This window comes from Verrucomicrobiota bacterium JB022, assembly GCA_030673845.1.
In the GTDB taxonomy this organism is placed as follows: domain Bacteria; phylum Verrucomicrobiota; class Verrucomicrobiia; order Opitutales; family Oceanipulchritudinaceae; genus WOUP01.
Genome location: JAUTCQ010000001.1, coordinates 67,908 through 90,541 on the forward strand (window position 1 = coordinate 67,908; position 22,634 = coordinate 90,541).

A 22,634-nucleotide genomic window follows, 5' to 3' on the forward strand; every position below is an offset into this window, starting at 1 on the left:
CTTCCATGGAAGTCATCATCAACCTTTCTTATATCGCCGCCTCGATCCTCTTCATCTTCGGGATCAAGATGCTGGGCAAGGCCGACACGGCCAAGCGCGGCAACCTCGTCTCTGCCTGGGGCATGGGGCTGGCCATCGTGGTCACCTGCATCCACCCGGCTTTTGCCGACAAGATCCTCTGGATCGTGCTCGCCTTCGCCATCGGCGGGGCCATCGGTGCCGTCGCGGCCAAGAAAGTGCCCATGACGGGCATGCCCGAGATGGTCGCGCTCTTCAACGGCGTCGGCGGTCTCTCCTCCGTGCTCGTCGGCTGGGCCGAATACGTGCGGTTGGCTAAACCCTATTGGGATCAGGCTCGCTTCAACGAACAGACCGATACGGCGCTCCTGCCGCCGCTCGACCTGCTCCCCCCGCTCAGCGGGTTTACCATGGCGGTGATCTTCCTCGCCGTGTTCATCGGCGCGGTGACGTTTACGGGCTCGATTTACGCTTGGGGCAAGCTGAGCGGTAAGCTCGGCGGCGCGGCCAAGACGTTCCCGGCGCAAAAGGCCTGCAACGCCCTGCTGCTGGCCGTCACCGTCCTCTGCGGCGTGCTCTTCCCGCTCATGCCGGAGGGTGAAGTCGGCCTGCTGCTGCTCACCGGTGCCACCCTTGGCGCGCTGCTGCTCGGTATCTTCGGCGTCATGCCTATCGGCGGCGGCGACATGCCGGTGGTGATCTCGCTGCTCAATTCGCTCTCGGGCCTCGCGGCGGCTGCCGCCGGCTTTGTCATCGTGAACAACGTGCTGATCGTCGCGGGCTGCCTTGTCGGTTGCTCGGGCCTGATTCTCACCGTGATCATGTGCAAGGCGATGAACCGCACCCTCACGAATGTGCTCTTCAGCGGTTTCGGCTCCACCCAGAGCAGCCAGCAGGTGGAGGGCGAAATGAAGGCCCTGAGCGTCGAGGATGCCTATTACGTGCTCGAATCGGCCCGCAACGTCGTCTTCGTGCCAGGCTATGGGATGGCCGTCGCGCAGGCCCAGCACGTCGTGAAAGAGCTGGCGGAATTGCTCGAAGAAAACGGCGCGGAAGTGCGATTTGCCATTCACCCGGTGGCGGGCCGCATGCCCGGCCACATGAACGTGCTACTCGCCGAGGCCGACGTACCCTACGAGCAGCTCTGCGAAATGGACGCGGTGAACCCCACGATGGAGATGGTCGACGTGGCCATCGTGATCGGCGCCAACGACGTGGTGAACCCGGCGGCGGGAGAGGACCCAAGCAGCCCCATCTACGGCATGCCGATCATCAACGTGCACCACGCCCGCACCGTCTTCGCGCTCAAGCGGGGCAAGGGCGCGGGCTTCAGTGGCCTCGTCAATACGCTCTTCTTCCGCGAAAACACCCGCATGATCTACGGCGACGCCAAGGCGACCATCGCCGGCCTCGTCGGCCAGTTCAAGGAGAAGTAGGCACTGCCTCCAAGACTTGCATTAACAAAAGGGCGACCCGTAAACGGTCGCCCTTTTGGTTCGAAACGCCTTCCGTGCGGTGGAGTAGGGCGGCAATAATCGCTTGACCAAATGGATTGCCGGCCCCAAGTAGTATGCCGCGATGTCCGGTTCTAGCTTCCCGGCTGGCCGGACGTTCTTGATAAGATGTTGCTCAGGAAGCGGGTGTGACTTTTAGGCTCTGCAATATAAACTCTGTCTCTTCATGATTCTATATCTAGCCGATAACCGCTCGCGCCCCAATTGGGGATGTCGTGCGACCAGCATGGCCCTTGGTGCGCTCCTGCAACAAGTCGGACCGATTAGCGATATTATCAATGGAGTTGAGACTTCGGCTTCAACTATGACCCCACTGAGGAGCGGGATCGCCCTGCCCAAAGGAGTGCGGCGTTTTTTCCGAGGTACTAGAAGAATCAGTTGGAGTGTGTTTTACGCGTTGGATTCTTTTCTGGATCTCTCTCATGACTTTCTGGAGGTAGACACTCAACGCTCAGTTGAAAGTTTTCTTCGTCTGAAAGGACGCTTTCCAGTTTTGGAAGGAATCTACCAGAAGTTTGTGCGATGCGAAATGCTCGTAATAAACGGAGAGGGGACTTACATTTTTACCGATCGACCACGGCGAGATACCCTGTACTATAACTTCGCGATTGCGCTTGCCAAGAAGATGGGCAAAAAAGCATGCGTCGTGAACGCGATGTTTTCCGACGAGCCGGAATTCGGTAAAAACAAGAAGCTTTATGACGAAACGGTTCGCGTCCTGCGCCAAACAGATTTGATTACCACTCGGGATCCAGAGTCTTATGATTACTTGATGCCCGACCTCGAGGGGCACAACGTGAAGTATGTCCCGGACGCACTTTTCACTTGGTCAGCGCATATGGCCGAATGGAAAGAGCACATGCGGGGTGGCGTTGAGGCTTTTGAATCTTTTGGATATGAGACGCACAAGAGGGTTCCTGATGTGGACCTTTCGAAGCCATACATTGCTGTGAGTGGCAGTTCGTGGGCCGCTCGTGATCAAGATAGGGCCTACAACACCTACAAAGGTCTCATAAGCGAACTCCAGAAATTGGGACTTCCGTTGTTGATCGTCCCGACTTGTGGAGGTGATGTCTTTCTGAATCGTCTGGCAGAAGATCTTTCCCTTCCAAGCGTGCCGGTTGGTATCCCGATCCGAATTGGCGCCGCTATCCTTGGTAATGCAGAAGTATTCGTCTCGGGAAGATTTCACCCGGCGGTTATGGCTTCGTGTGGTGGTACACCTTGCGTGTTCCTCAGTTCCAACTCCCATAAAACTCGGAGTCTGCAGAACGTTCTGGAGTATGATAATGTGGTGGAGCATCATGCAATGCCAGACGCTGCAGCAAGTGCTCTGATCCGCCAACAGTGTGAAGATTACCTTGCGGTCTCACGGAGAGAGCGGATCGCCGAAGTCACGCGGCGCTTGGGGCAACGATCTTCCACGGTCGTGGACCTCCTCTCACAAATGAGGGACGCGCGCTAGTTTCAAACAAAAAAGGGCGACCCGCAAATGGTCGCCCTTCGTTTTTCAGGATACGAAAGTCGTTCCGCTAGCTGTTGAAGACCTTCTGGACTTCGCCGGCTTTCTTCTGGGCCTTGCCCTCGGCCTTCTCGGCGGCGCCCTTGGCTTCCAGATTGCGGTTACCCACCACGCGGCCGACAGTTTCCTTCACTTGGCCGGTTACCTTCTTGGTGTTGCCTTCGGTCTTGTTCTTGTCGCTGGGTTTCATGAGTATGAGGGGTTTGAGTTGTTTGGATCAATGTCCTCTTCCCCTCTTGCATAACCCGTGCCAGCGACGCACGGCTTCCATGTGCAGCGCGTGCGCCCAAAGAAAAAGGGCGACCGTTTAGCCGGTCGCCCTCGTGGGAGTGAAAAGGGAATGGCAATCCTACTTGCCCAAGACCTTCTTGACTTCGCCGGCCTTCTTTTGGCCTTTGCCTTCGGCCTTTTCAGCCTTGCCCTTGGCCTCCATGTCTCGGTTGCCGACGACGCGGCCAGCGGTTTCCTTTACCTGGCCGGTTACCTTCTTGGTGTTGCCTTCGGACTTGTCTTTATCGCTGGGTTTCATGGTTCTCAGGGGTTGAGGTTGTTAAACTGTTTCCGCCCTAACCATCGCAATTCATATGCCAGTCCATGGCGCGTGGGTTGCTGCACCTACCCGCGTGAAGCCCCGTAATCGCCTCCCATCGCCCAGAAACCGCGCTGAACCGCCTACCCGGCGCAATCGTGCCGCAAATCGCAACCGTGCACGACGCAAGGCGGCTTTGGGCCGCCGGGCAGAGCGCACGAGCGCATATGCCGCCGGTGCTCAACGTCGCCTCGCGCGATTTCGGGCCGGTTCGATGCTGGCGGTGACATTCACCGCCCTCCTGCTGCTCGTCTTCGGGTTGTCTCCTGTCGATCTCTCGGCGCAAGACGAGCCGGAGGCACCCGTGGTGGAGCAACCGACCGGGGACGCGGAGGCTCTGGATGCCAGCGAATCCATCCGGCAGGCAGGCTCCACTCTCAGCGATCTGGGCGACAGCCTCGTGCACCTGCTGCCCCGCATCGGGGTGGGGCTGGCCGTTATTCTGATCGGGGCGCTGCTGGCGCGGCTCTTTGCCTATATCCTGCGCCGTAGCCTGCACAACTGGCGGCGTGCCGATGCGGTGGCGGCCTTGACGAGTATTGCCGTCTACCTCCTGGCGGTCGGGGCGGCGTTGAGCGTGATCGCGGGGGACGCTCGGGCGCTGGTGGGCTCGGTCGGGCTGGCGGGCCTCGCCCTGTCGTGGGCCTTACAGACGCCCATCGAGAGCTTCAGCGGCTGGCTGCTCAATTCCTTCAAGGGCTATTACCGCCCGGGAGATCGCATCGCAATCGGGGATGTCGTGGGCGATGTCTACGAGATCGACATCCTCACGACCACCGTGTGGGAGATCGGCGGCCCCGACAAGCCGGTGCAGGGCGCACAGCCGACGGGCGCCTTGATCACCTTCCCCAACGGCGAGATCCTCCGCAGCAGCATCGTGAACTACACCCGCGATTTCCCTTACGTGTGGGACGAGGTGACGGTGGGCATCGCCAACGAGTCGGACTTGCCTTACGCTGCCCGCATTTTGCGCGAAGTAGCCGTGCGTGAGCTGGGGAACAGCATGGCGCAGTCGGCCGCTGCCTACGCCGAGTTGCTCAAGCGTCGCCGCCTCGATAGCGATGTATCGCTGGAGCCGCAAAGCTACGTGACGCCGACCGATGCGTGGACCAATGTCACCGTGCGCTATCTGGTGGAGGTGCGCTCGCGTCGTCGGGCGTCGAGCAACCTCTTTATCGCCCTGTCCGAAGAGATGAACAAGGCTGAGCACCGGGGGAAGATCGTGCCTTCGCTGCCGCGTCAGCAATTGGACGTATTGCCACCCCCGGAGGATTACCCCCCTCGTGGGCGCAGCTCCCAGTAGGCTTACGGCGTTTTGGGCCCTAGGCTTTATGTCTGCTTTAGGGTCGTTTGCTTGTTTCTGGGCGTCTGGGTGAAAGGGGCTTGCCGCGTTGGGCGGTCCGGCTCAGAACGCAAGAGACGTCTCTCGGCCCGCCTCCATGACACTTACGGCTGCCTCCGCCCGCCCGGTCTCTCTCTTGCGTGCGCTCGTACCTCCCACGATCGCGCTGGCTTTGCTGTTAATCGCCACTTTGACGGTCCAGCCCTGGCTCGAATCCCTTTGGGGTTTCGAGCATCCTCGCTGGGTGGAGCGTCTGCATCGGGGCATCTTGGCCGCCTATGCCGCTGTCGGCGTCTGGTTTGCCTTCGCGCTCGTCTGGATCGTGGGGTTGGAGTGGATCCTCAGCCGGGCGACCAAGAAGGCGGTGCCGCGTATCATCAAAGACTTCTGCGGCGTCATCTTCTTCTTCGTCGCGGTGGCGATCTGCATCGCGATCCTCTTCGACGGGGTCTTCGGTTCGCTGCTCACGCTGTCGAGTATCTTCGGTATCGTGATCGGCCTCGCGCTGCGCCCGATCATCCTCGATGTTTTTTCCGGGCTCAGCAGCAACCTCGAATCGGCCTACCAGATTGGCGACTGGATCACGCTCGAGAGCGCCAAGGGTAACCACACCGGCTGGGTGATGGAGGTAAACTGGCGCACTACGCTCCTGCGCACCCGTGCCGGGACGATCGTCGTCTGCCCCAACAGCCTTTTCAGCACCTCCGTGGTCCTCAACCACACCCGCCCACACATCGAGAGCCGGATCGACTTTCGCCTGCGCCTGCCCCCGGAAGTGCCCTGCGAGCGCGCCATCGAGCTGATCATGCGTGGGGTGATGGCGGAGACCACGCACCCGGAAGGCCCGCGGGTGCATCCGGCCCCGGAGGTGCTGGTGTCCGACCTTTCGCACACCGGCGTCGAATACTGGGTCCGCTTCTGGATGGACAACACCGCATATTCGCAGAATACAGTCATGAGCCGGGTGCAGCAGAGCGTGATGCGGCACCTGCGCATGGCGGGCATCCGCCTCTCGTCGGGCCGGCAGGAGATCTATCTAGGCCGTCTGCAAAACGGCAGCGCCCACCTCGACGATGTGGCCGACCGCATTGCGGTGCTGGAGGGGGTGGCACTCTTCCTCGGGCTGGGCCGTGATAGCCTGCGCACCCTGGCCTCCAACGTCCAGCTGCGGCGCTTTGGGGCAGGAGAGGTGCTGGTAAAGGAGCACGCCCATACTACGGAGATGTACGTGGTGCTGGAAGGTCATTTGCAGGCTTATACCGACAAGGGTGGGCGGCGCATCCAGTTTGGCCGCCTGCTGCCGGGCGACTTTTTTGGCGAAATGGCGATGCTCACCGGCGATCCACGCTCCGCCTCCGTCGCGACCACCACACCCGTCGTGCTGTTCGAGATCGAGCGCGGGACGATCATGAAGCTCGTGGAAGAAGAGCCGGCACTGCTGGAGACATTGAGCCGCAACCTCGCCAACCGCCGTCGGCAACAGGAGCAGGCCATCGAAAGTGCGGAGGCCGACCGCCTTGGCTCGGCGGAGCCGCTGCAGTTGACGCTCCTGCGGCGCATGCAGCTGATCTTCCGCTCCAGCCGCATCCCTTGGAACTCCCGCTAGCCCATAACGATGATTCTGGTACGTCACCTGCGAAGGTAGACGGCTATGAAGCGCTCGATGATCTACCCCTTCGCCGTGCTGGCCGGCACGGCCATGCTCACGGCCCAGCAGCCCGTCTTTTCGTCCGACGATGAAGTCGAATCCGTCCTGACCGAAGCCGGCCCGGTCTCGGTCAAGGAAATTGCCAAAGGCCTGAATCACCCGTGGGGGCTCGCCTTTTTGCCCGATGGACGCCTGTTGGTGACGGAACGCGCCGGAGACCTGCGCGTGCTGGAAGGCAACGGCAAGCTCTCCCGCCCGGTGCGCGGCGTGCCCAAAGTCTTTGCCGACGGGCAGGGGGGCTTGCTCGACGTGGCGCTCGACCCGGATTTTGAGCAAAATGGCTGGGTCTACCTGTCCTACGCCGAATCCGGGCAGGGTGGGGCGTCGACCGCTCTCGGGCGAGGCAAGTGGCAGGACGGCCGCATTCAGGACTTTGAGGTGCTCTTCCGTCAGGAGCCGCGCATCGACGGTAACAAGCACTTCGGTGGGCGGATCGTCTTCGACGAGGAAGGCCACCTCTTCCTCACCCTGGGCGAGCGGTTCCAGTTCGACCCGGCGCAAGACCTCTCCAACCACCTGGGCACGGTGGTGCGCCTCAACGCCGATGGCTCGGTGCCAGATGACAACCCCTTTGTCGGCGAAGCAGGCAAGCGCGAAGAAATCTGGTCTTACGGGCACCGCAACGTGCAAGCTGCGGCCGTGCATCCCGACACGGGCGACTTGTGGATTGTCGAAATGGGGCCCTTGGGCGGGGACGAGCTCAACCAGCCCCAAAAAGGCCATAACTACGGCTGGCCGGTCGTCAGCGCGGGTTATCACTACAACGGCTCGGAGATCGCCAAGCCTGAAACGCATCCAGAGTTCACCGGCGCGGTCAAATACTACTCGCCCGTTATATCCCCCTCCGGCATGGCCTATTATACGGGCGAGAGCTTCCCGGAGTGGCAAGACAGCTTCTTTGTCGGCGGCCTTTCCAGCCGCCAGCTCGTGCGCATCGAGATCGACGGGCAGGAAGTCGCCCACGAGGAGCGGATCCCGCTGCCGGAGCGGATTCGCGATGTCGAACAAGGCCCCGACGGGATGCTCTACGTCATTACGGATACCAAAGACGGGGCGATCTGGCGGCTGGAGCCTCTGCGCCCCAGCGGTCAGGACAGTTAACGCCGCCTTTTAGTTCCGCAACCTGCCCAGCCTTCCGCCACGGAAGGCTTTTTTGTGCGATAAAACTCGGCTAAGGCGGCTCTCCTTGCTCACAGCCATCAGGTAATCTCGTTTGAGAATAAGCGCTAGTGATGACCGCGGAATCCCGAAGTATTCCCTTGTCCTCAAGTTAACTTGAGGTCGTATAAACCTCGGCCATGACACCGGAAACACCTCCCACGGCCATGGCTGCACCTCGGGCCAAGCGACGCAAGACACGGGCGATCCGCGTGGCGGCTAGAGCAGCCGAGGCCCCGCGCCCTGCAGCCCCAGCTCGTCGTCGGGGTTGCGCAGCGGGCAGTCCTTCGTCGACAGGCAGCCACAGCCAATGCAACGGCCCAGTTGGTCCTTCATTCTGTTCGCTAATTCAATTTTTTCTGTGAGCGCCAGCTGCCAGTTGCGGCTGACTTTTTGCCAGTCTGCCTTCGTCGGCACGCGGCTGGGCGGCAGGTCGCGAAAGGCCTCCTTGATCTCTTCCAGCGTGAAGCCGAGCCGCTGCGCCACCTTGATGAAGGCGAGGATTCGCAGCTCGCGGCGGGAAAAGAGCCGCTGGTTCTGCCCATTGCGCACGCTCCGGACCAGCTGCTTCGACTCGTAAAAATGGATCGCCGACACCGCAATACCGCTACGGCGGGAGATCTCGCCCACGGTCAGCAACGACTCTTTTTTGGACATGTCACGCAGCGTGGCCTCAAGCGAACTTGAGGTCAAGCGCAGGCCCGTCCTCTCTCCGAACCGACTTAACTCGAATCCCAGAAAGATACACAGCTCATGAACAAGGAAAACGAGCGTATCGCTCTCGTCACCGGCGCGACCGATGGCATTGGCAAGGAAGTGGCCCGGCAGCTCTGCCTGCAGGACATCAAAGTCGTGATCGGCGCGCGTAACGTGGAAAAAGGGCGGGGCGTCGCCGCCGAATTCCGCCGCGACGGCCTTGAAATCGACATCGTCCAACTCGATGTGACAGTGCAGGAAACCGTGCAACGTGCGGCGGAAGAGCTGGAAAGCCGCTACGGGCGCCTCGACATCCTCGTCAACAACGCGGGCATTGCGCTTGATCGCGGCCCCTGGAGCACGGCGCCCTTCGAAGACGTAATCGCCACCTACGAGACCAACCTTTTCGGTATGATCCGCGTCACCCAGGCCTTCCTGCCGCTCTTGCGCCGCTCCGCCCACGGGCGCATCGTCAACGTCTCCAGCAGCCTGGCCTCCTTCGCCGGCATGACGGACGAGAAGAGCCCCTACTACAACGTCCTGCTGCCCGTGTATGCCTCCAGCAAGGCTGCCATCAACGTGCTGACTGTGCACCTCGCGCGCGAGCTGGAAGGTACCGGCATCAAGGTCAATGCCGTCGAGCCGGGTCTGACGGCCACCCGCGCGGTCAAGATCCCCGGTGCGCAGCCGGTCGAAGTGGGCGCAGAAGCCCCCGTGCACTACGCGTTGATCGACGACGACGGCCCCACCGGCCAGTTCTTCGACCGCTTCGGCACCTACAAGTGGTAGGGCGGGCCGCTCTCTTTTTTTGGAGAACACCAGCTAATAGAAGCCAGCCTCAAGTAAAGGCCCGTTTCCCTTGTGGAGACGGGCCTTCGTGTTTTTAGTGAGGCGGAAGGATCAACGGTCGGTAACTTCCATTTCAGGAAAGATTTTTCGCTGAATGGTTTTCACCTGCTTGATGGAAACGGTTACTGCTGCTAGTTTCTCCCGCTCCCGTCTCACATGTCCAAATTTCGCTCGCTCCTTTTTGTCTCGGTAGTTCTGTCCCCCTCGCTTTTCGCCCAGGACGTCGGCTCTCCGCCCGATGCCTCGTTTGGCGAGCTCGATATCGAGGAGCTGCTCAGCATCCCCGTCTCTTCAGCGTCTCGCAAGGATGAGGTGCTCTTCGAGACGGCAGCCGCGGTCGACGTGCTCTCGGCCTCCCAGATCCGGCAGACGGGAGCGCTGCGCTTGCCCGATGTGCTACGTTATGCGACGGGGGTCCAGGTGTCTCAACACACCAGCCGAGCCTGGGCGATCAGCATTCGGGGCTTCAACCTCGATACGTCGAACAAGCTGGAAGTGTTGATGGACGGCCGCAGCCTCTACAGCCCGCTCTTCTCGGGCGTGATCTGGGACGGGCCCGACTACATCCTCGGCGATCTCGACCGGATCGAAGTCATTCGCGGGCCCGGGGCCACCATGTGGGGCGCCAATGCCGTCAACGGCGTGATCAACATCTACACCAAGCCGGCGGAGGATACGCAGGGCGTGCGGCTGGAGACGACCTGGGGCGCACCGGAGACTTTTGTGCAGTCGGGCCGCGTGGGCTTCCAGCCTTCGAAGAACTTCTACGCCCGCGTCTACTCCAAGTATTACACCGAAAACGCCACCTGGTTCCAGGGCGGCGACAAAAGCCCTTACGACCGCACGGAAATGGCGCGCTTCGGCTTCCGCACCGACTACCTGCCCACCGAGCGCGGTCGCCTGGTGACAACTGGCGAGTATTTTACCGACAAGCTCGGCCTCCACTACGACGATTACCAGACCTACGAAGGCGGGCACCTGCTCGCCCGTTGGGAGCAGGCGCTGGCCGACGATTCGACCCTGCACGTGCAAACCTGGTACGACCGCTACGACCGCCTGCACCTCGGCGCGCTGGACGAGTTTCGCGAGACGGCAGAGCTGAGCCTGCGCCACCACGTCGGCCATCTGGAGCGGCACGACATGGTGTGGGGCGGCGGTTACCGCTATTCCTGGGACGAGACCCGGCAGGTTTCGATCCCCTACCTGCAGCCGGAAGACGAAGGCTTTGGCGTGGCCAACCTCTACCTGCAGGACGAGTGGACGATCCACCCGGCCTTCCGCCTCGTGCTCGGCAGCAAGTACGAATACAACGGCCTCGTCGATCGGGCGGAAGTGCAGCCCAGTGCCCGCTTCAAATGGCTGCCCGACGATCGCTACATGTTCTGGGCCGCCATCTCCCGCGCGGTGCGCACCCCCGCCCGGGCCGATACCGACTTGCGCTGGGTCACGCCGCTCTTCTCGATCGAAGGCAACGACGACTATAAATCCGAAAAGCTCGTTGCCTACGAGCTGGGCCACCGCTTTCGCACCAACGACACCTTTTCGATCGAGCTTTCGCTCTTTTACCACGACTACGACGACCTCGCGACGGTCGAGCCGCTGGGCGGCAGCCGCTACGTCTATGCCAACGGCCAGCGGGGCGAAACGTGGGGTGGGGAGGCGCAGGTGGAATACCGCCCCCTCTACTGGGTGCGCCTGCAGGCCAGCTACAGCTACCTGGGGCAGGATTACGACCTCAAGCCGGGCAGCCGGGCCGCCCTCGCCAGTTCGGAACAGCTGCTGGGCAACGACGCGCGACACCTCGCCTCCTTCGTCGCGCATTTTGAGCTGCCCCGCGCCACGGAATTGACCACGCATCTTCGTTATGTTGGAGACTTGCCCGCGCCGGCCGTACCCGATTATCTGGAAATGGACGTGCGTCTCGCCTGGGCACCCCGCCCAGGGATCGAGCTTGCGTTGATCGGGCGAAACCTGCTCGATCGCTACCATCCGGAATATCGTCAGGCGTCTCCCGTGCGCCGCGAGATCAGCCGGATGGTGGCAGCACAGGCTGCGTTCACTTTTTAGGGGTACATGCTGCGCTCTCGTTTCTCACGCCTCTTCAGTGTGTTTTTGGCCATCCTGCTGGCAGGGTGCGGCACTGCTTACGCGCAGCACGACGACGAGCAGATCCCGGTGGCGGCCGAAAAGCTCAAGGCCGCCTTCCTCTTCCGCCTCTGCTTCTTTGTCGACTGGGAAGAGCTCCCGGCCGACCGCCCCTTCGTCTTTCTGGTGATCGGCGCGAACGAGATTGCCGAGGAGTTGACGGAACTGGTGCGGGGCAAGGACGTGGAGGGCCATGCCATCGAAGTCCGCACCACCGATTCCCTCGACGTAGTCGACGACGCCCACGTAGTATTCGTCAGCCGCTCCTTCCGCCGCTGGACCGAGCGGATCGTAAAGGACTATGAAGGGCGGCCCGTCCTCACCGTAGCGGATTATCGAGACTTTCCCAAACGCGGAGGCATGGTAGGGCTCTTTTATGAGCGCGACCGCATTGCCTTGGCTGTCAACCCATCCAAATGCCAAGACGCCCGTCTGCAACTGAGCGCCCGCCTGCTGGCCGTGGCGCGGGAGGTGATCGAAGCGCCATGATGAAGCTTCCCGGCAAGTCGATCCGGATGAAAGTGACCCTGGCCCTCCTCATGACCAGCGTCCTGAGCCTCGTCGTCTCCTTTACCATCCTGCTCATCTTCGAATGGCGCTCGGCCGAGCGGGAACTCGTCGACAAGCTGCATACGGAGGCCCGGATCGTGCGCGACAACCTGAGTGCGGCGGTCGCCTTCCGCTCCGCGCCCGATGCTCGCCGCATGATGAACGGTCTCAAGTCGGACCGCGAAGTCAATGCCGCTGCCGTCTACCTGGATACGGGCGAGCTGATCGCCAACTTCGTCCAGCCCGGTTCCTCCTTCGAAATCCCCCCGGCGGCACCCCCGATCGGCGTCAAGACAGGGGCCGATGCCATCGAGATCGTCCTGCCCATCGAAGTGGGAGGCAGCGAAGTCGGTCGGTTGCTGTTGGTTGCCGGTTACGATGCGCGCGACGAGCGCTTCGTGCTCTACCTGATCACGGCCGCCTGCGCCTTCCTGCTGGCGGCGGCCAGTTCGCTGCTGGCAGCCCGAATGCTGGAGCGCCGCCTGTCCACGCCGGTGCTGGCTCTGGCCGATCTGGCCCGCCGCGTCACACGCGACCGCGATTACTCCGTCTACGTGCCCGACGAAGGCTCCGACGAGATGGCCCAGCTCGCGCAAGCCCTTGCGCTCATGCTCCGCGAAGTCAACCAGCGCGAAGAAGAGCTGAAGCAAGCCGTGGACCGCCTGCACCTGGCGCTGGAAGCCTCCCGCACCTTTATCTGGGAGTGGGATCACGAGCGCGACGCCCTCTACTGGCAGTCGGTCGAGGGGCTCCCCATCGCGCTGGAAAGCCTGCAAGGCATCAGCGTGGTCGACCTGCTGGAGCGCGTCCACCCCAACGAACGGGCTCGCCTCGTCAATGCCTTCCACACCGCTGCGACTACGCAGGACGAGTTTTCGGTGGAGTTTTCCGTGCTCGAAGGCGAGCAGCGCGTCTACGTATCCTGCCGCGGCAAAGGCTTTCGCGATGCGGAGGGCAACCTGACCCGCGCCATCGGCGTCGCACACGACATCAGCCAGCGCCGCCAGGCCGAGCGTGCCCTCCACTGGCGCGAGCAGGAGTTCCGCGCCCTCGTCGAGCACTCGCCCGACGTCATCGCCCGCTACAACCGCGAGCTGCGCATCATTTACATCAACAGCGCCGTGTTGGACCTCACAGGGCTCACCTCCGATTACTTTACGGGCAAGACGCTGAACGAACTGCAGGTCGCTCCCGAGCGTCTGGAAGCCTGGCGTATCGCGATCGAACGCATCTACGAAGGGGCGCAGCATGCCGAGCTGGAGTTTGACTACCCACACCAGGACGGCACCCTTCGCACCTTTCACACCCGCCTTGCGCCCGAGCTGGCGCCAACGGGCGAAGTCGCGCAAGTCCTCGCCGTCTCGCGCGAGATCACCGAGCGCAAGCGGACCGAGCAGGAGCTGCGGCGGGCCAAAGACCGGGCCGAAGAAGCCGCCCGCGCCAAGTCCGTCTTCCTCGCCAACATGAGCCACGACATCCGCACCCCGCTCACCGCCATCCTCGGCTTTGCGGAAGTGCTCGACCTGCACGGTAATGGCGAGATCAAGGAGATTACCGCCATGATCCGCAGCGGCGGCAAACGCCTGATGGATACGCTCAACTCCGTGCTCGACCTCGCCCGCCTCGAAGGCGGCGAATCCCCGCTCAAGCGCGAGCCGATCGACATCCGCGGCGAGCTGGAGGAGCTGGTCGACCTCTTCCGCTCGCAGGCGAACGAAAAAGGCATCGAATTTAGCTACACCTACTGCCGCGAGCCCGTCTCCGGCATGGTCGACCGCGCCGCCTTCACTCGTGTGATGATGAACCTGATCGGCAACGCCCTCAAGTTCACCGCCGAAGGCAGCGTATCCGTCCGCCTCTGGGAGCAGTCCGACCGCTTTTACGTGGCAGTGGAAGACACCGGGCTCGGTATCCCCAAGCACGTCATCCCGCACATCTTCGACGCCTTCACCCGCTCGCGCCAGAGCGAAACCCGCCAGATCGAAGGCAGCGGCCTCGGCCTCACCATCACCCGTCAGCTGGTCCGCCTCATGGGAGGCGAAATCCACGTCGAAAGTGAGGAAGGCAAAGGCAGTTCCTTTACCGTTTCATTAATGAAAAGCCCGAAACCGCTCACCTCCGACCCGCGCCAGACCGAGCCGCAGCAAGCAGCGGAAGGCAGCGATGCCCGGCGCTCGATCCTCGCCGTGGAAGACAACCCCAGCACCCAGCGCCTGCTCGGGATGCTGCTCAAAGACCAGTACGACGTCGCCCTCGCTTCCACCGGCGCCGAATCGCTCGAACTGGCCAAGCAACGCCCGTTCGACCTCGTGCTCATGGACCTGAGCCTCGAAACCAGCGAAGCCGGCATCCAATACATGCAGGAAATGCGAGAGATCGAGCCCTACCAAAGCGTCCCCATCCTCGCCTTCACCGCGCATGCCCTGCCGGGCGAGTCCGAGCGGTTCCAGCGCCTCGGCTTCGACGGCTATCTGGGCAAGCCCTTCTCGATCGACGTCTTGCGCAAGACCCTGGCCGACGCCCTCGCCAACGGCCGCCAAGAGCTTTGAAGCTGCCATCGCTTGCGTTAGAACCAGGCCAGAAGGGGCAAGTTTACCCTCGGGCCGACTTTTCGCTTGCCACCCCGCGCGCGGGCGGTTGTCTTTTCACCTTTTCGCGCACGGAATTCCCGGGCTGGAAAAGAACGAAACCACCAATAACCAACGAAAAATAAAGCTGGCACCGCCCCCCCCTGCGCCAGCTTGTCCCGAGAGGGATGGGGCAAGTACGACACATGAATATCACGATCCGAGACCTCCTGGACGCCGGCGTTCACTTTGGCCACCAAGTGCGCCGCTACAACCCGAAGGCGAAGAAGTTCGTCTACGACAATCGCCACGGCATCTCCATCATCGACCTCGAGAAGACCTACGCTCAGCTCGAGAAGGCCACCGCGTTTGTCGAAGACCTCGTCGCCAGCGGCAAGGATATCCTCTTTGTCGGCTCCAAGAAGCAAGCCCAGGAAATCGTCCGCGAAGCCGCCAACTCTTGCGGCATGCCCTACGCCGCAGCCCGCTGGCTCGGCGGTACCCTGACCAACTTCACCACCGTGCGCCGCTCGATGGACAAGTATCAGAAGTACCAGAAGTGGGAAGCTGACGGCACCTTCGACAAGATGCACAACAAGGAAGTGGCCGCGATCCGTCGCGAAATGGTCCGCATGACCCGCAACTTCGAAGGCATCGCCAACGTGCGCGAAATGCCCGGCGCCATGTTCATCATCGACACCAAGAATGAACACATCGCCGTCGAAGAAGCCCGCCGCCTCCAGATCCCCCTCGTCGCCCTCGTCGATACCAACAGCGACCCGACGGTGATCAACTACCCGATCCCGGGTAACGACGACTCCATCAAGTCGATCCGCATCGTCGTCGAGACGATCGTCGACGCGATCCAGGCCGGCCTCGCCCGCCGCGAAAGCCCCGAGACGATCCAGCCCCGCAATGTGGGCAACGTCATCGCCGCTCCCGCGACCGAAGAGCAAGTCGTGCCCGTGAACCCGCGTGGCGCGTCCGAAGAAGTGCCCCAGTCCTACAGCAGCGACAACGAGTAAAGACTGCTCTTTCCTCCTCCGACTTATCCTCTCCGTAACGACTTATGAGCCAAATCACCGCTAAGATGGTCTCCGACCTCCGCGCCCAGACCGGCGCGGGCATGATGGATTGCAAGAAAGCCCTTCTCGAAACCAACGGTAACGTAGAAGAGGCGATTACCTACCTGCGCAAGAAGGGCATCGCCAGCGCCGACAAGAAGTCGGGCCGCGAAGCCGGTGACGGCCTGGTGGAATCCTACATCCACATGGGTGGCAAGGTGGGCGTGCTCGTGGAGCTCAACTGCGAGACGGACTTCGTGGCCAAGACCGACGACTTCAAGGCCCTCGTGCGCGACATCGCCATGCACATCGCCGCCGCCAGCCCCGTCTGTGTGAGCCGCGAAGAAGTGCCGGCCGAACTCCTCGAAAAGGAGCGCGAAATCGCCGCCGGTCAAGTCGAAGGTAAGCCCGCGAACATCGTCCAGAAGATCGTCGAAGGCAAGATCGAGAAGGTCTATCAACAGATCTGCCTCATGGAGCAGCCCTTCGTCAAGAACCCGGACATCACCATCACCGAGCTGATCAAGCAACAGATCTCCAAGATGGGCGAAAACATCGTTGTGAAGCGTTTCGCCCGCTTCCAGATCGGCGCCTAAGCGCTGCTGGTCCCAGGATTCGCAAAACACCTTTCAGCCTGATCCGCGCACCGGATCAGGCTTTTTTTGTGCTCGTGCGGGAGGGGCAGGAGCATATGCTAAAACCTGTCATTACTATGAAATCCTCAAATCGAAGCCCTTGGGGTGCGGCAGGTTGTATGGTGGGATGGATTGCACTGACCGGCGCCCTGCTGCTGCCATGGATTCGCGGCAGCATTGAGCTGCCTGGGGTCGAGGAAAAGGAAAAGAAGCACTCTACGGTGGTTACGCTGGGTGAGCAGAAAGATCCCCTCCTTTCGTTTACTTTCAGAAAGCAGGAAGAGCCTGAGCCTGAATCGGAGCCGAAGGAAAAGCAGAAGACGCAGTACCTATATATGGGCGTTATTGGTTTGGGCATGATCGGATCGGCATGTGGCCTGGCTTCTCTGATTCGGGGGGAAGAGCGGCGCATCTCGGAAACCGCGCTGCTACTTGGCCTTTCGGCGGCCATGTTCCATTATCTCCTGTGGGTGATTGCGATATTGCTCTTGATCTGGATCGTCAGCCACTTCTTCGCTGGTATGGCAAGTTCATGACTCTCATGGCTGGATACATCGACTGGCATACTCACCGCTACCCGACGGAGGTCGCGCAGGCCCCGGCTCAATGGGCGGCCGAGCAGGGGGAGCACTATTGGGGCCTGCTCGTGACGCGCGGGCCGCAGGGCTGGGCCGACCACGAAACCATGGTCGCCGCGATGGATGCCGGGGGCGTCGAGAAGAGCGTGCTGCAAGGCTGGTACTGGATCCACCAGCGCACCTGCCACTGGCAAAACGAGCTGTTTCTGGAGTGGGCACGGCAGGACCCCGAGCATTTCGTCCCCTTTGCCACCGTTCAACCTGCCGCCGGCGAACTGGCCTACGAGCAACTCGTCTGGGCGCTCGACCAAGGCTGCAAGGGCATCGGTGAGATGATGCCCACCGTGCAGGGCTTCAACGTGCGAACCGATGCCACCTGGCTGAAAATCTGCGCCCTCGCGCAAGAGCGGCACGTCCCGATCACCCTGCACGTGACCGAGCCGGTAGGGCACGACTACCCGGGCCGCATCGAGACCCCGCTGGCCGACTACTTCTGGCTGGCCGAGCAGTTTCCGGAGCTGCCGCTGGTCTTCGCCCACTGGGGTGGGGGGCTGCCCTTTTACTTCCTCAACCGCCATGTGCGCAAGGTGCTCCACAATGTTTACTTCGACACCGCCGCCAGTCCGCTGCTCTACGACCGCCGCGTCTGGCAGACCGTGCTCGGCCTCGTCGGCCCCGAGCGGATCCTTTTCGGCACCGATTACCCCCTGCGCGTCTACCCCCGCACGGAGAAGGAGCCTTCCTTTGCCCACCTCGTGCAGGAGGCCGAAGCCGAGATCACCGATCTCGAAGCGCGTTCGCTGGTGATGCAAGGCAACGCCCGTCGCCTGCTGGGGCTCTAAAACACGATCCGCATCGGCAGCCCGGTGGCGTCGTGCGGCGTGGGGCCCCACGGCAACGTGCCCCGCTCTTGCCTCGGGCGTCGGGCCACCCGCCAGCAGAGCAAGGCGTCGATCAAGTCGTCCGGCTGAGCTGCGCCCCGGATCAAAGGTCGCCAGGTCGCATAGAGCTCCCTTGCGCGCGGGATGACCGCCTCCAGCACCTGTAGCCGCCGCTCAAAACCGGCGCTCTCCTTCTTCGGCGGCAGCGGCACCCCGCCGTTCAGCCTTGCGGCCGCGATCTCCGGATGCGCTTCGACAATTCGCTCCCGGGCGTCTGGGACAGCCTGGAGCAGGGCATCGAGTTCGCGAATTTTCGGCAAGATGTGATAAGCCTGCTGGCTGAGCCCGCGCCCACCCACCTGCCGGTGCAGCTTCAACACCTCTGCGTACGGCGCATCCACCGTCAGCGCCAGCACCTCGCGCACCGGCACCGGGAAGACGCGACTCGGCGCGCCCCGTCGCAAGCGCAAGGCTACATGGGCCGCGCGGTCGCAGGCCCTCCGCTGGCGCCCGCTGGCCATGCCGATGGGCATGTCGATCGCGATGGTAGAGGCGTCGCTGTAAGCCTCCCATAGCTCCTGCACGGAGCCGAAGACCCGCATCGTCGTCGGCTCCGCGCCACCTGCCACCGCGATCCAGCCGCTGCGGCACCCGTCGACTCCCACCACCTGATTTGGCTCGGCACTCATGCGTGATCAGGGTTAAAGGATCGAGGATGAACTGGGCATGGCAGATTTCAAGCGCAAGCGGCCTCTTCCTGCTGGGCCTGATCTGGACGGTGCACCTCGCGCTCTACCCGCTCTTTCGGCAGGTGGCCGCCGAGTGCTGGCCGGCCTACCACGCCCAACATGCGCGTCGCATGGGCTGGGTTGTCGCGCCCGTTATGCTGGCCGAACTGATCGCAACCGTAGCATTGTGCTTCGACGGTAGCCTTCCGCTAGCTCTCCGCCTCATGCTGATCGGCCTGGTGGTGACGAATTGGCTGACGACCGGGTTGGGCGCAGTCCCCCTGCATCAGAAATTGGAGCAACGCCCCGAGCCTGCCCTGATCGGCCGCCTGCTCGTGGTGAACCGTGGCCGCCTCGTCGCGTGGAGCCTCAAAGCCCTCCTGATGCTGGGGTGGGGAGCCCTGTAGATGCGGGCGACGCCAGGCTGCAAAAAAAAACGCAGCATCCGGGAGCGGATGCTGCGCTGAAAGTCGATCTAAGATCTTGCTTACTTGTCGCCCTTGACCTTGGCCACCAGTTGGTGGAACTCGTCGAAGAGCGGGTCGCTGTCGTGCGGGCCCGGGGAGGCTTCCGGGTGATACTGCACCGAGAAGCAGGGCAGGTCCTTGTGGCGGAGGCCTTCGACGGTCCCGTCGTTCAGGTTGATCTCCGTCACGATGCCGCCGCGCTGCTCCACTTCCTGTGGGCTGGCCGCAAAGCCGTGGTTTTGCGAGGTGATCGAGACCTTGCCCGTTTCGAGGTTCTTGACCGGCTGGTTGGCGCCGCGGTGGCCAAACTTCAGCTTGTAGGTCTTGCCGCCGAGGGCGTGGGTCAGGATCTGGTTGCCCATGCAGATGCCGAAGGTCGGGTATTCCTGGATCAGCTTGGCCACGGTCTGGTGCACGTAGGTCAGCGGCGCGGGGTCGCCCGGGCCGTTGCTGAGGAAGACGCCGTCGGGCTGGAGGTCCTTCACCTGTTCGGCGCTCATCGTGGCCGGGACCACCGTCACGTCGAAGCCATGGTAGGCCAGCTTGCGGAAAATATTGTACTTCGCGCCGAGGTCGAAGGCGACGACCTTGTAACGCTTGCGGCCTTCCATGCTCGGGGCGATCAGCTGGGTGCCGGGCACCGTAAACGGCGTGGCATCCACCTGGCGGCTGTTCCAGTCGAACGCCTCCTTGGTGGTCACTTCGCGCACATAGTCGGCCCCGACGAGGCCGGTCCACTCGCGCGCGCGCTTGACGGCCTCCTCATCGGAGATGCCCTCTGTGCTGATGCAGGCCTTGAGGGCGCCGTGCACGCGCAGGCGCTTGGTGATCGCGCGAGTGTCGACGCCGCTGACGCCGGGCACGCCGTGGGCTTGCAACCAGCCGTCGAGCGTCTCCGACGCGCGCCAACTGCTCGAAACGCGGCTGAGCTCGCGGACGACGAAGCCAAAGACTTGCGGCCGATCGCTCTCGTTGTCGTCGAGGCTGATGCCGTAGTTACCGATCTGCGGGGCCGTCATGGTGACGATCTGCCCGTAGTAGGAGGGGTCCGTAATGGTCTCCTGGTAACCCGTCATCGCAGTATTAAAAACCGCTTCGCCCACCGCGGTGGTGGTAGCCCCGAAGGCCCGACCGCGGAACACACTTCCGTCCTCCAGCGCGAGAACGCCCATCTTGAAAGCATCCGTCATGATTAACCGGTGGACTAAAGGCCCGCACGCGCCTCTCGGCAAACGAAAAACCCATTGTTTACCGAAATTTAAGACGGGAGTCCTTCCGCAGCTCGACCAGAAGAGTTGTCGAACCGCCTTGGATCGCCCACATTGGGAGCATGTCCGGACGATCCGCCTCGGCCTCATCCCTGCGTCCCACCGTGATTGGCTGCGCCTGCGCCAGCCCGACGGCTGCCGGCCTGCTCGACCCGGTCAGCGACCGCGACCAGTCGGGCGAATGGTTCAAGCTGGCCATCGCCCTCGTCTTCGTGGGGCAGGGGATGACCTTCGGCCTCGGTTATAATAATGCTCGGCTGGCTGGGGAGGCCCCCGCCTTCGGCAGCCCGATGTATTGGTGTATTCACGGGGGGCTGCTCTTTTCGGCGCTCATCCCGCTGGCCCTGCTCGGGCGTCCGCTGCTTCGTGCCACCTGGGTGGCTCTCACGCGCGGGCAAGTCACCATCGAGTCGCTCTTTACGCTGAGCATGATGGGCGCGCTGGGCGGCTCTCTCGTCTCGACCTTCACCGGGCAGACGAGTGTCTATTACGAGATCGTGGCCGTAGTACTCTCTATATACACCATCGGGCGCCTCGTGGGGGCGCGGCAGCGGCGCAAGATCGAGCAAGAGCTCGCCGCCCTGCGCGATGCCTTTTCGACCACGTGGGTGGCTACCGATGGGGGAGGGCGCCGCGAAGTGGCCGTCGGCCTGGTCGACCCGGAGACCGACCGCGTGGTGGTGCACCCGGGCGAACCCATCGCGGTAGATGGCGAGGTCGTGGGCGGGCGGGGCTACGTGCAAGAGACCAGCCTCACCGGCGAGCCCGATGCGGTCGTGCGCCAAAAAGGCGATACGGTGCTGGCAGGTACCTATTCCGTCGACGGCCATTTCATTATTCGCCCCCGTGCTACGCGGTCTCGTCAGCTCGACGAAATCCTCACATTGGTCGAGCAAGCGGGTGAGCGCCCCTCGCGGCTGCAGGCCCAGGCCGACCGCCTGATGCGCTATTTTGTGCCCATCGTAGTGTGCGTCTCGCTACTGACTTTTGTGGGCTGGACCCTCGCCGGGGCCGTCTGGTGGCAAGGGCTCTTCAACGCCATGGCGGTGCTGCTGGTTGCCTGCCCCTGTGCCCTGGGCCTCGCAACGCCTCTGGCAGTGTGGCGTGCGCTGTATGGTCTGAGCCAGCTCGGGCTCGTCGCGCGCTCTGCCACGGTGATCGACGGTCTGGCGCTCTCCGAGGGCGTCGTCTGGGACAAGACGGGCACCCTGAGCGAAGGCGTCTTGCAGGTGACGAACTGGCAGTTCGCCCCCGCCGCCGAAGCCGAACGAGCTTGGATCACCACTGCCGTGGCCTCGGTCGAAGCCCTCTGGCCGCACCCGGTCGCGCGAGCCCTTGCCACCGCCTCCGAGCAGCGCCTGTCGGTGGAGGACACGCAGCTCCTGCCCGGGCTCGGCGTGCAGGCAAGCGTGGAAGGCCGCACGGTGTCGATCGGCAGCTTCGAACTGCTCGCGCAACGCCCAGCCTGGGCCACGGCGAGCGAGCACCGCGAGATCTGGGTGCTGGTCGATGGCCAGTCGGTGGCACAGATCCATCTGGTGGAAGGTCTTCGGGCCGATGCGGCCGAAGCCATGACCGCGATGCAAGCCCTCGGGCTCTCCGGGCGGGTGCTGACGGGTGACCCGCAGCCGCGCTGGCAGGAGATCGGCGGGGCCCCGGTCGAAGCAGGGCTCGACCCGCTGGAGAAAGAGCGCCGGGTGCGCGCGCTGGTGGGGGAGGGGGCCTGGCTCTACGTGGGCGACGGCATCAACGACGCGGCCGCGATGACGGCAGGCGTCACGGCCATCGCGATGGGGAGCGGCTCAGCTCTTACGCGCTCCACCGCCGAGGCCGTCTTGCTGGGCGACTCGCTGGCCGCGCTCCCTCAGGCGGTGCAGCTCTCGCGCCACGTGCGCAAGGTCGTCCATTGGAATCTCCGCTTTGCCGCCAGCTATAATATAGTCGGTATGGGCTTGGCCGCGATGGGGTGGCTGCACCCAGTGGCGGCGGCCCTGCTGATGGTCGTTTCCAGTTTCCTCGTCTCAGCCCGTGCGCTGGCGGCAGCCAATCCCTACCTGCCTGCAGCCGCCTCTCGGGTAAAGACGAAGTAAAACCGTGGCTGATTTTTAGCATTAGCTCCGGTTATTTGGGAAAACTTGACCATACCCTGTGCAATATTTTCCACCCTGATGGGCTGCTTAAGCGCCATAAATGCAGGGTCTGCGACCTCCTTGACAGAATTTGCCCAGTGGGGCCAGTAGCCGAGCGGCCTCCGGTAGGATGCAGATAACTACCGAGTAGTGAGCGCCTTGTGTGAGATTCTGTCGCAATAGAAGTTCTCCCCATCTCGTTCATTTTTTTCTGTTGCCTTGATCCC

20 protein-coding genes are annotated in these 22,634 nt (G+C 62.6%); 15 read left to right on the forward strand and 5 right to left on the reverse strand.

Translation table 11 applies throughout. The features are described from left to right. The first annotated feature begins 5 nt into the window (after window positions 1–5). A complete protein-coding gene (locus Q7P63_00295) occupies window positions 6–1,454 on the forward strand; it encodes an NAD(P)(+) transhydrogenase (Re/Si-specific) subunit beta (GenBank protein ID MDP0498516.1) in 1,449 nt (482 codons plus the stop codon). Between the two features lie 244 nt (window positions 1,455–1,698). After that, window positions 1,699–2,997, forward strand: a complete 1,299-nt coding sequence (locus Q7P63_00300) for a polysaccharide pyruvyl transferase family protein (protein MDP0498517.1) — start codon at window positions 1,699–1,701, stop codon at window positions 2,995–2,997. 67 nt (window positions 2,998–3,064) lie between these two features. Here Q7P63_00300 and Q7P63_00305 read toward each other — a convergent pair whose 3' ends face one another. After that, the gene (locus Q7P63_00305) at window positions 3,065–3,244 is read right to left on the reverse strand and encodes a CsbD family protein (GenBank protein MDP0498518.1); all 180 of its coding nucleotides are present in this window, start codon (window positions 3,242–3,244) and stop codon (window positions 3,065–3,067) included. A 159-nt stretch (window positions 3,245–3,403) separates the two neighbouring features. Further along, window positions 3,404–3,583, reverse strand: a complete 180-nt coding sequence (locus Q7P63_00310) for a CsbD family protein (GenBank protein ID MDP0498519.1) — start codon at window positions 3,581–3,583, stop codon at window positions 3,404–3,406. A gap of 274 nt (window positions 3,584–3,857) precedes the next feature. Between Q7P63_00310 and Q7P63_00315 the strand changes: the two genes are divergently transcribed. The 3 genes from Q7P63_00315 (at window position 3,858) to Q7P63_00325 (ending at window position 7,794) form a co-directional block, all read left to right on the forward strand. Further along, window positions 3,858–4,946 carry a mechanosensitive ion channel gene (locus tag Q7P63_00315; GenBank protein ID MDP0498520.1) on the forward strand — a complete coding sequence of 363 codons (1,089 nt, stop codon included), beginning with the start codon at window positions 3,858–3,860 and terminating at the stop codon, window positions 4,944–4,946. A gap of 136 nt (window positions 4,947–5,082) precedes the next feature. After that, window positions 5,083–6,591, forward strand: a complete 1,509-nt coding sequence (locus Q7P63_00320; protein ID MDP0498521.1) for a mechanosensitive ion channel family protein — start codon at window positions 5,083–5,085, stop codon at window positions 6,589–6,591. A 45-nt stretch (window positions 6,592–6,636) separates the two neighbouring features. Continuing rightward, window positions 6,637–7,794, forward strand: a complete 1,158-nt coding sequence (locus tag Q7P63_00325) for a PQQ-dependent sugar dehydrogenase (GenBank protein MDP0498522.1) — start codon at window positions 6,637–6,639, stop codon at window positions 7,792–7,794. Between the two features lie 276 nt (window positions 7,795–8,070). On the opposite strand, the gene soxR is transcribed toward Q7P63_00325, so the two are convergent. Then, window positions 8,071–8,508 (reverse strand): redox-sensitive transcriptional activator SoxR, encoded by a 438-nt coding sequence (gene soxR, locus Q7P63_00330; protein ID MDP0498523.1) that lies wholly within the window; start codon window positions 8,506–8,508, stop codon window positions 8,071–8,073. Between the two features lie 96 nt (window positions 8,509–8,604). Between soxR and Q7P63_00335 the strand changes: the two genes are divergently transcribed. The 8 genes from Q7P63_00335 (at window position 8,605) to Q7P63_00370 (ending at window position 17,776) form a co-directional block, all read left to right on the forward strand. After that, window positions 8,605–9,336 carry an SDR family oxidoreductase gene (locus tag Q7P63_00335; GenBank protein MDP0498524.1) on the forward strand — a complete coding sequence of 244 codons (732 nt, stop codon included), beginning with the start codon at window positions 8,605–8,607 and terminating at the stop codon, window positions 9,334–9,336. A 216-nt stretch (window positions 9,337–9,552) separates the two neighbouring features. Then, window positions 9,553–11,463, forward strand: a complete 1,911-nt coding sequence (locus tag Q7P63_00340) for a TonB-dependent receptor (protein ID MDP0498525.1) — start codon at window positions 9,553–9,555, stop codon at window positions 11,461–11,463. A gap of 6 nt (window positions 11,464–11,469) precedes the next feature. After that, window positions 11,470–12,030, forward strand: a complete 561-nt coding sequence (locus tag Q7P63_00345; GenBank protein MDP0498526.1) for a YfiR family protein — start codon at window positions 11,470–11,472, stop codon at window positions 12,028–12,030. After that, window positions 12,027–14,639 carry an ATP-binding protein gene (locus Q7P63_00350; GenBank protein ID MDP0498527.1) on the forward strand — a complete coding sequence of 871 codons (2,613 nt, stop codon included), beginning with the start codon at window positions 12,027–12,029 and terminating at the stop codon, window positions 14,637–14,639. The genes Q7P63_00345 and Q7P63_00350 overlap by 4 nt, the downstream gene beginning before the upstream one ends. Window positions 14,640–14,863: 224 nt before the next feature. Beyond that, the gene (gene rpsB / locus Q7P63_00355) at window positions 14,864–15,682 is read left to right on the forward strand and encodes a 30S ribosomal protein S2 (GenBank protein ID MDP0498528.1); all 819 of its coding nucleotides are present in this window, start codon (window positions 14,864–14,866) and stop codon (window positions 15,680–15,682) included. 44 nt (window positions 15,683–15,726) lie between these two features. After that, on the forward strand, window positions 15,727–16,317 hold the full coding sequence (gene tsf / locus Q7P63_00360) for a translation elongation factor Ts (GenBank protein MDP0498529.1): 591 nt from the start codon (window positions 15,727–15,729) through the stop codon (window positions 16,315–16,317). A gap of 116 nt (window positions 16,318–16,433) precedes the next feature. Then, window positions 16,434–16,892: a hypothetical protein gene (locus Q7P63_00365; GenBank protein ID MDP0498530.1), complete on the forward strand. Its 459-nt coding sequence runs from the start codon at window positions 16,434–16,436 to the stop codon at window positions 16,890–16,892. Between the two features lie 5 nt (window positions 16,893–16,897). After that, the gene (locus Q7P63_00370) at window positions 16,898–17,776 is read left to right on the forward strand and encodes an amidohydrolase family protein (protein ID MDP0498531.1); all 879 of its coding nucleotides are present in this window, start codon (window positions 16,898–16,900) and stop codon (window positions 17,774–17,776) included. On the opposite strand, the gene Q7P63_00375 is transcribed toward Q7P63_00370, so the two are convergent. Further along, window positions 17,773–18,504 carry a DUF429 domain-containing protein gene (locus Q7P63_00375; GenBank protein MDP0498532.1) on the reverse strand — a complete coding sequence of 244 codons (732 nt, stop codon included), beginning with the start codon at window positions 18,502–18,504 and terminating at the stop codon, window positions 17,773–17,775. The two genes, Q7P63_00370 and Q7P63_00375, sit on opposite strands and share 4 nt — an antisense overlap. 26 nt (window positions 18,505–18,530) lie before the next feature. Between Q7P63_00375 and Q7P63_00380 the strand changes: the two genes are divergently transcribed. Beyond that, window positions 18,531–18,950: a hypothetical protein gene (locus Q7P63_00380; GenBank protein MDP0498533.1), complete on the forward strand. Its 420-nt coding sequence runs from the start codon at window positions 18,531–18,533 to the stop codon at window positions 18,948–18,950. Between the two features lie 80 nt (window positions 18,951–19,030). On the opposite strand, the gene carA is transcribed toward Q7P63_00380, so the two are convergent. Next, window positions 19,031–20,200 (reverse strand): glutamine-hydrolyzing carbamoyl-phosphate synthase small subunit, encoded by a 1,170-nt coding sequence (gene carA / locus Q7P63_00385; GenBank protein ID MDP0498534.1) that lies wholly within the window; start codon window positions 20,198–20,200, stop codon window positions 19,031–19,033. A gap of 140 nt (window positions 20,201–20,340) precedes the next feature. Here carA and Q7P63_00390 point away from each other — a divergent pair, with 140 nt between their 5' ends. Next, window positions 20,341–22,368, forward strand: coding sequence for a cation-translocating P-type ATPase (locus Q7P63_00390; GenBank protein ID MDP0498535.1), 2,028 nt, complete (start codon window positions 20,341–20,343; stop codon window positions 22,366–22,368). Window positions 22,369–22,634 lie beyond the last annotated feature (266 nt).

Coding starts and splice junctions, on each gene's coding strand:
- Q7P63_00310 (MDP0498519.1), bottom strand. CDS start 3,583: ATGAAACCCAGCGATAAAGACAAGTCCGAAGGCAACACCAAGAAGGTA.
- Q7P63_00295 (MDP0498516.1), top strand. CDS start 6: ATGGAAGTCATCATCAACCTTTCTTATATCGCCGCCTCGATCCTCTTC.
- Q7P63_00325 (MDP0498522.1), top strand. CDS start 6,637: ATGAAGCGCTCGATGATCTACCCCTTCGCCGTGCTGGCCGGCACGGCC.
- Q7P63_00375 (MDP0498532.1), bottom strand. CDS start 18,504: ATGAGTGCCGAGCCAAATCAGGTGGTGGGAGTCGACGGGTGCCGCAGC.
- Q7P63_00305 (MDP0498518.1), bottom strand. CDS start 3,244: ATGAAACCCAGCGACAAGAACAAGACCGAAGGCAACACCAAGAAGGTA.
- Q7P63_00350 (MDP0498527.1), top strand. CDS start 12,027: ATGATGAAGCTTCCCGGCAAGTCGATCCGGATGAAAGTGACCCTGGCC.
- Q7P63_00390 (MDP0498535.1), top strand. CDS start 20,341: ATGTCCGGACGATCCGCCTCGGCCTCATCCCTGCGTCCCACCGTGATT.
- Q7P63_00380 (MDP0498533.1), top strand. CDS start 18,531: ATGAACTGGGCATGGCAGATTTCAAGCGCAAGCGGCCTCTTCCTGCTG.
- soxR (MDP0498523.1), bottom strand. CDS start 8,508: ATGTCCAAAAAAGAGTCGTTGCTGACCGTGGGCGAGATCTCCCGCCGT.
- Q7P63_00340 (MDP0498525.1), top strand. CDS start 9,553: ATGTCCAAATTTCGCTCGCTCCTTTTTGTCTCGGTAGTTCTGTCCCCC.
- tsf (MDP0498529.1), top strand. CDS start 15,727: ATGAGCCAAATCACCGCTAAGATGGTCTCCGACCTCCGCGCCCAGACC.
- rpsB (MDP0498528.1), top strand. CDS start 14,864: ATGAATATCACGATCCGAGACCTCCTGGACGCCGGCGTTCACTTTGGC.
- carA (MDP0498534.1), bottom strand. CDS start 20,200: ATGACGGATGCTTTCAAGATGGGCGTTCTCGCGCTGGAGGACGGAAGT.
- Q7P63_00370 (MDP0498531.1), top strand. CDS start 16,898: ATGGCTGGATACATCGACTGGCATACTCACCGCTACCCGACGGAGGTC.
- Q7P63_00315 (MDP0498520.1), top strand. CDS start 3,858: ATGCTGGCGGTGACATTCACCGCCCTCCTGCTGCTCGTCTTCGGGTTG.
- Q7P63_00320 (MDP0498521.1), top strand. CDS start 5,083: ATGACACTTACGGCTGCCTCCGCCCGCCCGGTCTCTCTCTTGCGTGCG.
- Q7P63_00365 (MDP0498530.1), top strand. CDS start 16,434: ATGAAATCCTCAAATCGAAGCCCTTGGGGTGCGGCAGGTTGTATGGTG.
- Q7P63_00335 (MDP0498524.1), top strand. CDS start 8,605: ATGAACAAGGAAAACGAGCGTATCGCTCTCGTCACCGGCGCGACCGAT.
- Q7P63_00345 (MDP0498526.1), top strand. CDS start 11,470: ATGCTGCGCTCTCGTTTCTCACGCCTCTTCAGTGTGTTTTTGGCCATC.
- Q7P63_00300 (MDP0498517.1), top strand. CDS start 1,699: ATGATTCTATATCTAGCCGATAACCGCTCGCGCCCCAATTGGGGATGT.